This is a genomic window from Oceanisphaera sp. IT1-181 (genome assembly GCF_033807535.1).
Lineage (GTDB): Bacteria > Pseudomonadota > Gammaproteobacteria > Enterobacterales > Aeromonadaceae > Oceanimonas.
The window spans coordinates 1,612,054-1,625,596 of sequence record NZ_CP136856.1 but is presented as its reverse complement, the minus strand read 5'-3'; the positions used below and the strand labels follow the sequence as shown (position 1 = coordinate 1,625,596).

At 50.5% G+C, this 13,543-nt stretch carries 13 protein-coding genes; 2 read left to right on the top strand and 11 right to left on the bottom strand.

Annotated elements, in window-relative coordinates; translation table 11 throughout:
• Positions 1–81: 81 nt before the first annotated feature.
• The 3 genes from prc to R0134_RS07360 all read right to left on the bottom strand — a co-directional run bounded on the left by prc (position 82) and on the right by R0134_RS07360 (position 3,263).
• Positions 82–2,088, bottom strand: a complete 2,007-nt coding sequence (gene prc / locus R0134_RS07370) for a carboxy terminal-processing peptidase (protein ID WP_319784151.1) — start codon at positions 2,086–2,088, stop codon at positions 82–84.
• A gap of 10 nt (positions 2,089–2,098) precedes the next feature.
• Positions 2,099–2,716, bottom strand: coding sequence for an RNA chaperone ProQ (gene proQ / locus R0134_RS07365; protein ID WP_319784150.1), 618 nt, complete (start codon positions 2,714–2,716; stop codon positions 2,099–2,101).
• A gap of 88 nt (positions 2,717–2,804) precedes the next feature.
• The gene (locus R0134_RS07360; RefSeq protein ID WP_319784149.1) at positions 2,805–3,263 is read right to left on the bottom strand and encodes a GAF domain-containing protein; all 459 of its coding nucleotides are present in this window, start codon (positions 3,261–3,263) and stop codon (positions 2,805–2,807) included.
• Between the two features lie 86 nt (positions 3,264–3,349).
• Here R0134_RS07360 and R0134_RS07355 point away from each other — a divergent pair, with 86 nt between their 5' ends.
• A complete protein-coding gene (locus R0134_RS07355) occupies positions 3,350–5,197 on the top strand; it encodes an ABC transporter ATP-binding protein (protein ID WP_319784148.1) in 1,848 nt (615 codons plus the stop codon).
• A 169-nt stretch (positions 5,198–5,366) separates the two neighbouring features.
• Here R0134_RS07355 and R0134_RS07350 read toward each other — a convergent pair whose 3' ends face one another.
• The gene (locus tag R0134_RS07350) at positions 5,367–5,705 is read right to left on the bottom strand and encodes a YebG family protein (RefSeq protein WP_319784147.1); all 339 of its coding nucleotides are present in this window, start codon (positions 5,703–5,705) and stop codon (positions 5,367–5,369) included.
• A gap of 360 nt (positions 5,706–6,065) precedes the next feature.
• On the opposite strand from R0134_RS07350, the gene R0134_RS07345 reads away from it, so the two are divergent.
• Complete coding sequence (locus tag R0134_RS07345; RefSeq protein ID WP_319784146.1) at positions 6,066–7,259, top strand: Bcr/CflA family multidrug efflux MFS transporter; 1,194 nt, start codon at positions 6,066–6,068, stop codon at positions 7,257–7,259.
• Positions 7,260–7,511: 252 nt separating this feature from the next.
• Here the strand turns inward: R0134_RS07345 and R0134_RS07340 are convergent, their stop codons facing one another.
• The 7 genes from R0134_RS07340 to pabC form a co-directional block, all read right to left on the bottom strand.
• Positions 7,512–8,477 carry an SPFH domain-containing protein gene (locus R0134_RS07340; protein WP_319784145.1) on the bottom strand — a complete coding sequence of 322 codons (966 nt, stop codon included), beginning with the start codon at positions 8,475–8,477 and terminating at the stop codon, positions 7,512–7,514.
• Between the two features lie 61 nt (positions 8,478–8,538).
• Complete coding sequence (locus R0134_RS07335) at positions 8,539–8,952, bottom strand: NfeD family protein (RefSeq protein ID WP_319784144.1); 414 nt, start codon at positions 8,950–8,952, stop codon at positions 8,539–8,541.
• Positions 8,953–9,099: 147 nt separating this feature from the next.
• Positions 9,100–9,891, bottom strand: coding sequence for a TatD family hydrolase (locus tag R0134_RS07330; RefSeq protein ID WP_319784143.1), 792 nt, complete (start codon positions 9,889–9,891; stop codon positions 9,100–9,102).
• 95 nt (positions 9,892–9,986) lie between these two features.
• Complete coding sequence (locus R0134_RS07325) at positions 9,987–11,084, bottom strand: DNA polymerase III subunit (RefSeq protein ID WP_319784142.1); 1,098 nt, start codon at positions 11,082–11,084, stop codon at positions 9,987–9,989.
• Positions 11,047–11,673, bottom strand: coding sequence for a dTMP kinase (gene tmk / locus R0134_RS07320; protein WP_319784141.1), 627 nt, complete (start codon positions 11,671–11,673; stop codon positions 11,047–11,049). Before tmk ends, R0134_RS07325 begins: the two co-directional genes overlap by 38 nt.
• 3 nt (positions 11,674–11,676) lie before the next feature.
• Positions 11,677–12,684, bottom strand: coding sequence for an endolytic transglycosylase MltG (mltG, locus tag R0134_RS07315; protein ID WP_319784140.1), 1,008 nt, complete (start codon positions 12,682–12,684; stop codon positions 11,677–11,679).
• Entirely contained in the window at positions 12,668–13,519 is an 852-nt protein-coding gene (gene pabC, locus R0134_RS07310) for an aminodeoxychorismate lyase (RefSeq protein ID WP_319784139.1), read from the bottom strand. Before pabC ends, mltG begins: the two co-directional genes overlap by 17 nt.
• Between the last annotated feature and the right edge of the window lie 24 nt (positions 13,520–13,543).

The following is a 13,543-nucleotide window of genomic DNA, read 5'->3' as shown; positions in this document are numbered from 1 at the left end:
AGCGAAGGCCTCGTTAATTAGGGGAAAAAAGCAGAATAAAAAAAGCCCGGCACTGTGAATACAGGCCGGGCTTTGTGAGGTTTAGCCCTGAGCGCGGACCAGATCGGCGGTAATGCGTGCCGCTTCTTCCAAATAGCTGTCTTGCGGCTCAAAGTCGGTGGGCGTGTCATCTAAGTCAGAGACGGTGTCTAAACCCGCCCGCTTTAAGCGGTCGTTTAAGCGTGCCAAGGCTTTGGCATCTTGCTCTTCCATCTCGGCCTTGCGCTCGGCAAGATTGAGTGACATTGAGTGTTTGTCTTTGAATTTTTTGTATTCTTTAATATCTTCAAACACATACACAAATTCAGGGTCTTGCTCAATACGGGCCTGATGGCGCTGGCGCAAGGGGCCAAACAGCGGCGTAAGATCTTGTACTTGCTCATAATCTAAGCTGTCCACTTGATCCCACGGCAAGGCGTTTTTCTCCAGACTTTCCCCAGTTTCTTCGGCCACAATCGGCGTTGGGAAAGGAATATCTGGCTTCACGCCTTTATTTTGGGTACTGCCGCCGTTAATGCGATAAAACTTAGCAATGGTGAACTGCACAAAACCCATGGGGTGTTCATACAAGTCATACATGCGCGACAAGCTGCGATGCTGCTGTACCGTGCCTTTACCAAAGGTATTTTCGCCCAAGATGACTGCACGACCGTAGTCTTTTAGAGCCGCTGCAAAAATCTCGGAGGCAGAGGCAGAATAACGGTCAACCAGCACCGTCATCGGACCTGCGTAGGCCAACAAATCATCGTCATCGCCATTCACCGAGATTCGGCCCAAGCCATCACGAATTTGCACGACAGGGCCACTCTTAATAAACAGCCCAGTTAAGGTAGAAGCTTCGGTTAACGCACCGCCGCCGTTACCGCGCAAGTCAATCACCAAGCCTTTAATCTGCTCTTTTTTCAGCTTAGTAATTTCTTTGGCAACATCTTCGCTTAAGTTGACGTAAAAACTCGGTATTTCAATCACACCGATGTTTTCACCGTTTACCTCGATAACTTTGCCGCTGGCGGCTCTGTCTTCAAGGCGCACCGTATCACGGGTGATCTCCACTAACTTTGGCGTGCCGCTTACCGCTTTGCCACGCTGAATTTGCAGCCACACTTGCGTGCCTTTTTTGCCTTTGATTAAGTCCACGACTTCATCTAGGCGCCAGCCAATCACATCGGTGATTTTATTGGCCGTTTGGCCCACGCCAATAATACGGTCGTCTGGCTGTAACTCACCGGACTTAGCCGCAGGCCCGCCCGGTACCAGTGAGCGGATCACCGTATAGTCATCTTCACCCTGTAACACGGCACCTATGCCTTCGAGCGAAAGGTTCATTTCAGTCTCAAAACGCTCAGCGTTACGCGGGCTTAAATAACTGGTGTGGGGTTCAATGACGCGAGCAAAGGCGTTGGTAAAGCTTTGAAAGGCATCTTCGCTTTCACTTTGCGCTAACCGCTTAATGGCATTGTTATAGCGCTTGGCGAGCGTTTCTTTGATTTCTTCCCAGTCTTTATCCGTCAAGGCCAAGCTGAGTGCATCGTATTTTACTCTTTGTTGCCAAAGGGTATCGAGCTCTGCCTGGCTGGTCGGCCAGTCGGCCTCACGCCGGTCAAACTGATATTGATCATCGTTATCAAAGGTGATGGGCGTATCAAGTAACGACAGAGCGTACACAAACCGCTCATAACGCTTTTTCAAGCTTTCGTTATACATCTGATAGGCCACATCTAACTGCCCCGTTCTGAGGGCGTCATCAAAGCCATCTTGATAACGCGCAAAGCGCTTAATATCAGCTTGAGTAAAAATATTCTTGCTGAAATCAAGACTCTCAACATAACGCTCAAATATCAGCTCAGAAAAAGCGTTATCGAGCTGAAACTGGCGATAATGAGAACGGGTGAACAGCGCGGCAACCCGCTTGCTGGCAGCCGCATGCTGACTTTCTGGCGCCAATACAGGAATGGCGGAAGCATCCGTGGTCGGCGGTACCGCCCAAGCAATACTCGCCGCCATGATGCCGGCGGCTACCAAGGACAAACGAATTCCGTGACTGATCAAACCCTACTCCTTAAAGAATAAGATGCTCAAATTTAACGCGTAACGACAAGCCAGTTTTCAATTCAACCTGCACGTCATCGCGCGTAATCTCTTTAACGGTAGCGGCCACTGGCGACGAGCCCAGTAAGACTCTGACATCTTGTGCGACTTTTAAGGTCGCAGGATCAACCGGCTGCTGCTTAGCCTGAGGCTGTGCGGCAGGCTGAGACTCAAGCTTAGCCTTAGATTCTGACTTAGGTTGCGCTTTGGCCTTTGGCTTGGCTTTTTTAGCGGCAGGCTTGTCTTTACGAGCACCAAAAACTTTTTCTTTGCTCTCTTTGAGTGCGCCTTTGGCATGCTCAACGTGCTCTTCGGTCAACTCACCGCACGCCTCGCCATCTAAACCAACACGGGTTTGACCCGCTTTTAAGCCATGCAGATAGCGCCAGCTAGACGTGTACTGGCGTAACGCCGTACGCAATAACGTCTTGGACACCTTAGGATCTTCGCCTAACTGAGCGGCTAAATCCTGAAAGATACCTATTTTTAAAGGCTTGGCTTCGCCGTCGGCGATAAAGCACTGAGGGAAGCGTTCTGCTAAGTAAGCAATGACTTCTTTACTGTTTTTCAATTTTTCCGAGTTTTCCATGAAATACCTTGGTTTAAGACCTAAGGGCGCACCGCCCACTGAAACTGTGCATATTATAAAGAGCGCGCAGACAAAAGCGACCCCGACGTTACAGTAAGGGAATCACTGCCGCTAGCCAAAGCCGTAATCCGGCCTCATCTTGCTCATCAAAGCGATCAAACGAGGGGCTGTCAATGTCCAATACCCCCCAAATTTGCTCGCCGTCACTTAATGGCAGCACAATTTCCGAATTGCTGGCCCCGTCGCAGGCGATATGACCAGAAAATTCATGTACATTAGCCACGCGCTGAATGTCACCTGTGGTCACCGCCGCCGAGCACACGCCTTTGCCCAAGGGCAGACGCATGCAGGCTGGCTTGCCTTGAAACGGCCCAAGTACTAGGCTGTCTTGCTCACGTAGATAAAAGCCCACCCAATTAATGTCATCGAGTGCTAAATTCAGCAAGGCAGATAAGTTGGCAAGTTTCGCCAGTCGATTGGGTTCGCCCTCGCACAAGGCGACGGCTTGCGCGGTCAGACTTTTATAAAAATCAGATTTTGTAGACATAGCCATGTTTTGTATACGTGAAAGCCGTTAAATTTTGCTTAACTTACCTGCCCTTTCTCCAAATGAAAACCCAGTGATGGTGATTGATGGATAAAAAAAAATTCCTGACGCCGTTTTTACAGTGGTCAGATATTGTCAACATGATGCGAAAACGCAAGTCTGCGCTGGTTTATGCGCATATTTTTGCCTTATGCGGCACCCTATTAGCCGTGCCCGTGCCGTTGCTAATGCCGTTATTGGTTGATGAAGTCTTGCTCGACCAACCCGGTCGTTTACTCGAAGGCTTAAGCTTTATACTCCCCAGCGATTGGCAAACCGGGGTGGGCTTTATTTTAGCCATCTTAGTCATCACCTTATTGCTGCGTAGTTTTTCTTTGGTGTTTAATATTATTCAGGGTCGGCAATTTGCGCGGGTTGCCAAGCACCTCACCTTTCAAATTCGTTCTCTATTAGCCAAGCAGTTAATGCGCACACCCTTGCGCGCGTTTGAGTCGGTAGGTGCTGGCAGTATTAGCTCTCACTTTGTGACGGACGTAGAAACCCTCGATAAATTCTTAGGTGAAACCTTAAGTCGTTTGCTGATCAGCTTGCTCAGCGTGATTGGTACTGCCGTGGTATTGCTGTTACTGAGCTGGCAGTTGGCGATATTTATTTTATTGCTTAACCCCATAGTGGTGTATTTTTCTAGCCGCCTTGGCGCCAAGGTTAAACATTTAAAGCGTAATGAAAACACCGCTTTCGAGCTGTTTCAGCAAGCCTTGGTCGAAACCCTAGACGGCATTCATGAAATTCGTGCCGCCAACCGTGAGCGTCATTACTTATTACGGGTGATTGACCGCGCCCGCGGCGTGCGCGATACCGCCATCGATTACGCTTGGAAAAGCGAAGCCGCCAGTCGCGCCAGCTTTTTGTTATTTTTATCTGGGGTAGAGCTGTTTCGCGCCGCGGGTATGATCATGGTGTTATATACCGACCTTACCGTGGGCCAGATTTTTGCCGTGTTCAGTTACCTGTGGTTTATGATGGGCCCAGTACAAGACTTACTGAATATGCAGTATTCGTTTTATGCCGCCAGTGCCGCCCTCAAGCGCATCAATAATATGCTGGCCTTAGGCACAGATACCGACACTGACAGCGAACTGGCCCCCCTTGCTGCAGCTTGTGCACAACCCAATGCATCAGAACAGGGGCAATCACCTGCGAATCCATTTCTGGGCGTCACTACCCTGCCCATTAGCGTGCAGGACTTAAGCTTTTCTTATAACGGTGAGCGTAAGGTACTGGATGAAGTGAATCTGCACATTAACGCCGGCGAAAAAGTGGCATTAGTGGGGGCCAGTGGCGGCGGTAAGTCGACTTTTATTCAATTGTTATTAGGCTTGTATCCGGCAGATACGGGAGAGATCCGCTTTGGTGGCGTAAGCAGCCAGCAAATTGGCTTTCCCACTATTCGCGAGCACATTGCCACCGTGCTACAACAACCGGTGCTGTTTAACGATACTGTACGCGCCAACTTGTGCTTAGGCGATGAACATAAGGATGCGGCCTTGTGGCAGGCACTAAAAGTGGCGCAATTATTTGAGGTGGTGTCCGAGATGACCGAGGGGCTCGACACCCAAGTGGGCCGGCGCGGTATGAAACTCTCTGGTGGTCAGCAGCAGCGCTTAGCCATAGCACGCATGGTGTTGAAAAATCCTGCCATCGTTATCTTAGATGAAGCCACTTCAGCACTGGATACGGACACCGAAAACAAGCTGCATGCGGCACTGGAAGACTTCTTGCGCGGACGCACTACCTTGATTGTCGCCCACCGTTTAAGCTCGGTACGCCAAGCGGATCGAGTATTAGTATTTGAAGACGGGAAAATCAGCCAGTCTGGCACCCACCATGAATTACTGGCGCAAGAAGGCTTGTATCGGACTTTGTATAATTGATTCGAGGATAGCGCTTTACGTCGACCGCTTTACGCTATCCGCCAAAGACATTTAAGAATGAGAGGTGGGAAGGAGAAAGGGAGCTTAGCTTTACTCACCCCCCTCATTCCTACTCACATTGTCCGGCGGTCTGTTTTTAACGGACGGCGTACAGCGTAAGGCGCTGTTGCTACGCTACTGCGTGAATTTGGTCGTCTGAGCTAGCGTTAACGTCCTGTTCGTCGTCAATGTTAAGATCTGTATCGTCTGCGGTTTTACTGACGGGCTTAGCGCCCTTTTTGGCGGGCTGCTTTTTCGGGCCACTGAGCAGGTCTTGGTTTTCGGCCAAGAATAACGCCAGGGCTTCGCGATCGGTTTCATTTAATGAGATCGGTGCGCGCTCAAGCACTTCATCTAAGTGTTCTGCCAAGTCGAGTAGACGATCGTAGGCATCGGCTTCTTTTTTATTGGTAAACGTCATTTTTTCGATTCCGTTTCTAACCACGAGATACTGTATTGTCACTGCCATAACTGACTCCTTATCTGTATGGGCATACAGTAATATTATGTACTCTCAGTTGCAAGCCTCGCGTATTAACCAAGGTAAATGATTGAGTCCATTTTTATGTTTATATTGGCACCGGGTTATGACTTTGCGGCCCGCTTAAGCTTATACTGGGCTGTTTTTACATTCGGGACTGGCAAGCTTCGCTATTGTGGTCGATAGTTTGAAGGGTGACGCCGCAATTGTGGCGTCGCACTAGCGCACGGCTCAATAGATGAGCCATTCCCCTAGGCCAGGTACATGGATTTCGTACCTGGCTTTTTTTGCTTTATTTTTGTCGACAACCGCAGGGAGCGCTTGTTTGCTTGGAGGACTGCGCGACGTATGTCTGCTAATGCATCGTTACCGTTAATTATCTTGCTCGGCGCCGTTTCCGCCCTTACCCCGCTCGCCATCGACATGTATCTGCCGGCCATGCCGGCTATCGCAGAAACGTTGGGCACTAACTCCCATCGCGTGCAAGCCACCCTCGCCGCCTACACCGGTGGCTTTGCCTTGGGTCAATTGTTGTTTGGCCCCTGGTCCGATGCCAAAGGCCGCCGCCCCGTGCTATTAGGTGGCATGGTCGTGTTCGCCATCGCCGCCATGCTCTGTGCCATGGCCACCAGCGTAGAAAGCCTGACTTGGCTGCGCGCCGCTCAAGGCTTTGCCGGCGCGGCTTCAGCAGTGGTAGTGCAAGCCTTAGTGCGCGACTTATTTAATCGTGAAGACTTTGCCCGCACCATGTCCTATATCACGCTAGTGATGACGCTCGCCCCTTTAATCGCCCCCATGCTGGGTGGACATTTGGCCCACTGGTTTGGTTGGCGCTCTATTTTTTGGGTGTTAGCGGGCTTTACCGCCATTATTGCCCTATTGTGCAGTTTTCGCCTACCCGAAACCTTGCCCCAAGCACGACGCCAACCGCTGCATTTAGGCTCGATATTACGCAGTTATCTGCGCCTGCTCACTACCCCAGTGGCGTTAGGCTTTATGTTGTGCGGCGCCTTTTCCTTTGCCGGTATGTTTGCCTTCTTAACCGGTGCTTCGTTTATTTATATCGAGATTTATGGCATACCCCCGCAGCATGTGGGCTACTTATTTGGCTTAAACGTCATTAGCCTAATGCTGTTTACCATTTTTAACGGCCGTTGGGTGCACCGCTTAGGCTCACGCAATATGTTGCGCTTGGCCTTAGGCTTACAGTTATTGGCGGGCCTACTCTTGCCCATAGGCCCGTTAATGGGCTGGGGCTTATGGTCGGTAGTGGCACCCATTATGTTGTACGTGGGAGTGATCTCTACCATCGGCAGTAACAGCATGGCCAGCTTGCTCAGCAGCTTACCCAACTTGGCAGGCACCGCCTCGTCCATGGCCGGCACCTTACGCTTTGGCTCAGCGGCCTTGGTGGCCGGTTTTGTGGCGCTACTGCCCGACACCTCGCCTTTATATATGTTAATCACCATGAGTGTCTGCACCTTATTGGCCGCCCTCGCGTATTTCGTCTTGTGTGAGCGCAGGGCGCAGGCTGAGGCGTGATTCTTAGCGCTGTCATCCTGATGAACATCAGGATCTCGGTTGTGACTTTATAACCTAAGGGCAAGATACCGGGGCAAGCCCGGTATGACAGTGTGTGGTTTATGGTTTGGCCGTCTTCCTGATGAACATCAGGATCTTGGTTAAGGTATGAAAGCTAAGAGTGAGAGACTGTCTCCTCCAACGCAAAAAGCCCAGTGCTGTCAGCAGCACTGGGCTTTTATATAAGCGAATGATCGCTGTTTGCGCTACACGTTAGCCGTTTACTTTACGGGGATTAAGCAGCGCTTCTATGCTGCCTACCGCGCCCAGTACACTGCTGGCTTCAAATGGTAAGAAGATGCGATCGCCTTTCTTGCCAATTTCCGGCAAGGTTTTCAAATACTCAAGGCCGAGTAAATAACCAACCATCAGTTGCGGATCTAGCCTTGAATCGCCGGCTGACAATACTTCATCGATGGCCTTACGCTGACCTTCTGCCATTAGAATGGCCGCTTCTTTACTGCCTTCTGCGACCAAGATACTGGAGCGTTTTTCGCCTTCCGCTTTCGCAATGGCGGCTTCGCGCTCGCCACTGGCGCGCAATACCAGCGCACGACGCTCACGTTCGGCCGCCATTTGTTTACGCATGGCATCTTCGACTTCTGCGGGGATGATGATATCTTGAATTTCAACACGGGTGACTTTAACGCCCCACTTGTTGCCCGCTTCGTCCATGACTAATTGCAGTTTGTCGTTAATTTCTTGGCGGGATTCAAATAATTTATCCAGCTCCATCTTGCCCATTTCTGAACGCAAGGATGTTTTTGCTAAAATCTCGATGGCTTGGATCAAGTTCTCGGTTTGATAAACGGCGCGCTCCGGGTCAATCACCTGAAAATATAAGGCTCCATTGACGTTCACACTAACGTTATCTGCGGTCACCACCGACTGCCCGGGAAAATCGAGCACAGTTTCGCGGCGATCGATACGGACTTCTTCGGTCACCATGGCTACATTTTCGCCGCCAATCGCACGATAACGGCGCACTTTTATGGAGCGCGGTTGGTCAATAAAGGGGATCACCCAGTTCACACCTGGGCCTAAGGTTTTGTTGTAACTGCCTAAGCGTTCAATCACCACCGCTTCTGACTGCTGTATTATCATCAATCCCTTGATCACAAATACTAAAATAAGCACCGCAAACACCAGTGCCACGATAAATGTTGGTTCAAACCCCATGCTATTCCCTTATTTTTTAATCAACTTTTTATTAATCGGCTTTTTGTTAATCAGCTTTTTACTAATCGATAATGGCAGTAATGCCATCAAAGCGACAAATTTTTACTCGTGCACCCACTATTAACGGTGCGTTTGAGGCACTGCGTACCATAAATAAGTCACCTTCAAACCGCAGCCGATACTCTCCCGTCTCAAGCTGGGTAATCTCACCTTCTTGCCGTTGACCTTCGCCTGCTAAGAAGCTGGTACGCCGTGAAGGCGCATACCGGCGAAACAGCCACTTTAAGCCCGGTGCCAACAGGCCCGCTGCTAAGGCAAACACAAACAATTGCACTGTGACTCCCTGCCCTAACAGCGCGGCACTCATGGCCACCAATGCCGCTAACCCCAGCGCCAATGCAAAGAAGCCTAAGCTCAGCAATTCCAATAATAACAGTAATAAGGCGGCAATTAGCCACGCATGCCATGCAAGCAAGGCGCACCTCCTGATAAAGACACAAATGAAACAGCTTATTTATAAAGCCTACTTACAACAAAGGCGCGGTAAATGGGGATAAGTATTCTTGTTCAGCGCCTGTGTTTAACTCTTGTGTTTAACACCTCACCCCTCACGATTTACGCCTCACTTTACATTCATAGGTTTCGCTAATTTAAAGAGTTCAAAAAAGTTAGCCGTGGTTTGTGCCGCCACTTCTTCCGGTGAAATATTTTTAAGCTTGGCAATAAATTCCGCTACGGTGCGGGTGTAAGCTGGCTCATTTTCTTCGCCGCGAAATGGTACCGGTGCCAGCCAAGGTGAGTCAGTTTCAACTAACAGTCGATTTAATGGCAAGGCTTTCACCACCTCGCGCAAAGCAGCGGCACTGTTAAAAGTGACGATGCCGGATATTGAGATATAAAAGCCCAGCTCAATGGCCGCTTCTGCCATCTCCAGTGATTCGGTAAAGCAATGCAGCACGCCACCTACTTTTTCGGCGCCGCCATCACGTAATATTTGCAGCGTGTCTTCTTGTGCGCTACGCGTATGAATGATCAAGGGCTTATTAACCGCCACCGCCACGGCCACGTGCTGTTCAAAGGAACGGCGCTGCAGCTCGGCGGATTCAGGCGCATAAAAATAATCTAAGCCCGTTTCGCCTATCGCCACTACCGCCGGATCAGAAGCCAGCTTCAGCAGTAATTCAGGATCGTTGGCTTCGTCGTCTTGATGCAGCGGGTGCACGCCGCAGGAAGCAAACACCTGGGGGAAGGGTTTAATGGCCGCGAGCATATCGGGAAAGCTGCTCAAGCTTACCCCGATACACAACATATGATCCACGCCGCGCCGTGCGGCCTTGGCAATCACCTCGGCCATATCTGCATGTTTTTTTCCGTACTCGAGTCTGTCTAAGTGGCAATGTGAGTCAACCAGCAAAACCGTCTCCTTTGTTTTTTGTGAAGAGTGAATCGTGAGGTGTGAGGTGTGAGGCGTAAACGAAAGCGCAGAAGAATTGGCCTCATCCTCACGTTCTAAGCAGCCAGCCAATCATTCAGCCATAGGCTTAATTGCAAGCCGGCATTGACCGGTCGCCCTAAACTGGACTGCCCACCTTGTTGCAGCTGTAGCAAGCTGGTTAAGGCGCGCTCTAAGCGCACGGCACCCACTTGGCTAACGCGGCATGATAGATCCAGATTATCAACTAAGCGCAGGGCCGCCGGCGTTAAGCCTAATGCCAGCTGCAAGGCATCTTGTAATAATAATTGCAGCCAAATCACATGCACCTTTTCGGCTAGCAAGGCGCTGTGCACCGCAGTTAAGGTTTGGGGTTGCTCAGCTAGCTGACTAAATTGACTTAGTAAGGTATGCCGACCTTGATCCAGTCCCGCCTGCAAATAAGCTAAGGTGGCCAGCGGCGAGCCTTGATTGACGTTTAAGGCACCCAACCAGCTTTGCTGGCTATTGGCGGCCAGCCCTTGCTCTGCCAGCCACGCTAACACCAACTCCGGTTTAGGCAATGGCACTAGCCACTGCTGGCAGCGGCTGCGAATGGTCGGCAGTAAGCGCTCCGGATACGCACTCACCAGCATTAGCGTCGCTTGGCCGGCGGGTTCTTCTAGCGTTTTTAGCAGCGCATTGGCCGCCGCTTCGGTCATTTTTTCTGCGTCATTAATAATGGCGACTTTCGCGCGCCCCAAGCGCGGGCTTTCACTCAACACCTGAGAAAGCTGGCGAATACTGTCGACCCCTATGCTGCGGGTGTCACTATTAATCACATGTAAATCGCTGTGGGTGCCGACCTGCACTAGCCGACAAGCATGACACTGCCCACAGGGCAGCTCGGTGCTGACATCTGGCTGAACATTTGATCTAAGCTCAACACTTGTATGTTGGCATAGCTGTTGTTGAGAATAATCCAGTTGAGAAGAATCTGTTTGCGATAGCTTTCGTTCAACAGGCTCTCGTTGGCAGAGCAGTGCTTGCGCCAAATGTTGCGCTAGGCTCAGTTTGCCCAAACCCACCGTGCCTTTTATTAACAGCGCATGGCCCAATTGTTGCCGCGCAATCAACAGCAACAATTGCTGCTGAGTATCACTTAGCCAAGGATACAAACCATTGCTCCAAAGCATTCAATACGGCTTCTTTCACGCCATCTTCATCAAGGCTGGCATCAATTAATCGGCAATTAGGCTCAGCGGCGGCCAACGCCAAGTAAGTGGCACGAGTGCGTTGAAAAAAGCTTAACTGCTCTTGTTCGATACGGTCTAACTTGCCACGCTCTTGGGCGCGCGCTAAACCAATGGCGGGGTCTATATCCAGATACAAGATAAAGTCGGGCCCAAAATCACCCAATACCGCCTGCTTAATTTGGCGAATAAGCTGCAGATCTATGCCGCGCCCGCCGCCTTGATAAGCCAGTGATGACCAATCGTGGCGATCCCCTACTACCCAGCAATCGGCAGCCAAGGCAGGTTGAATGCGGTTTATCACTAATTGTACGCGCGCCGCGTACATTAATAGCAGCTCGGCTTCCATGGTCATGGGCTCGTCATGCACTTCTTTTACTAAGTCGCGCATTCTTTCGGCCAAGGGCGTACCACCGGGCTCTCGGGTATTCACCACACTGAGGCCACGCGCTTGTAACCATGCCACTACATGCGCGTGCACCGTGCTTTTGCCGGCTCCTTCGAGCCCTTCAATCACAATAAACTGGCTCATAACTTACCTTTTTAAAATGTAGCGACGCACGGCGTTATTATGCTCGCGCAAAGATTTAGAAAAATAGTGCCGCCCTTCACCCATGGCCACAAAATAATAATAAGAACTGTCCAGTGGATGCAAGGTGGCCATAATGGCTTCTTTACTGGCCATGGCGATGGGGCTTGGCGGTAAGCCATCAATCATATAAGTATTATAAGGAGTATGAGTTTGCAGATCTTTCTTGCGAATATTGCCATCATAGTCTTCACCCATGCCATAAATCACCGTGGGATCAGTTTGTAGGCGCATGCCGACCCGCATCCGGTTTACAAATACCGAGGCGATAAGTGGGCGCTCTTCGGCAATGCCGGTTTCTTTTTCGATGATGGACGCTAAAATCAAGGCTTCATAGGGCGTGGTAATGGGTAAGTCTGACTGACGCTCAGGCCAGACTTTATCAATAAACTCCCCCATTTCATCATAGGCGCGCTGCAAAATGGAGAGATCCGTATCACCTGGGGTGTAGCTGTAGGTTTCTGGCAGCAACCAACCTTCGAGCTTTTTATTATCCAAGCCTAACTGCTTAGCAATCTCAGCTTCACTTTGGCCTTCCAAGGTGACGTCTAAATATTCCGCATTGGCCAAGCGTTGCAACCAATCGCTTAAGCGCAGCCCTTCTACCAAGGTCACTTGCAAACGATAAGTATCGCCGTCAACGATGGCTTGCAGCGCTTCGCGCACCGAGGCGTCGGGGGCAAACTTATAAGTACCCTGGCGCACCGCGGCTAATTCTGGATGAAAACGCAGCCACAGCTTTCTAACATAAGACGGTACTTCATGCTGACTTAACCGAGTGATCAAACTACCACTGGTTTCACCGCGCGCCACCACAAACAAGGGTGATTCTGTAGTCGCAATCGGCGCTTTTTCTAACTGCTGCCATTGCTGATAGCCATAAATGGATACACCGCCGATCACCAGCACCGCTAATAAAAAGATGCGTCCCAGCCACTTAATTAATTTTTTCATAAGCTTGTTGTAATTCCCTAGTTATTTTTAACTCAGCGACGTTTAAATGCGTGGTCTTAAATTTCGTGGCCCCATGGGGCTCAATGATACCCGTCACCGGCACTATTCCCATTAGCGCATTGGTCAGCCACACTTCATCTGCGGCCAATAAGCGCGGTAATAAGGCTTGAGTGTGCATTAGGCGTGCGCCCAAATAATCCGCACACCAAGCGCGCATTATGCCCCACACCCCAAGCTCGGTTAAGTCTGGCGTATAGATAACCTCGCCTTCACGCCAAAACACATTGGCCGTGACCGCTTCTACCACTTGGTGTTGGCTGTTCAACACCAAGGCCTCGGGCCAGTGTTGGGCGTCTAATTCCGCTTTCAACAGTACCTGCTCTAAGCGGTTAACGGTTTTTAAGCCCGCCAGTAACGGACTATTACCCAAGCGACCTTGGCAGACACCTATAGTGATACCCTGTTCACGCCATTGATAATATTGAGCCGGAAAAGGTGCGGTGTTGAGCAACACTTGAGTGTCTGTGCAGCCTTGCATGCTATAACCACGCCCGCCCGCGCCGCGCACTAAGGTAATGCGCAATACTTGGTCGCTATGCTCGTCTAGGCAAGCCTGCGCGCGCGCTTTTACGTCCGCCCAATTCGGCACAGGCATCTGTAATCGAGCACAAGCTGCTGTTAGTCGGGCTTCATGATATGCCCAATGGTGCAACTGCCCGTGCTTAGCATACACAGTGGTAAAATGCCCATCACCCAATTGCCAACCGCGGCTCACTGCCGAAAAGAGAGTGGTGTCTGTGATAATGGAATCCATGCCGCCCTCTAATTTTTTCATATACTACAAGACCTCTTTGCCACG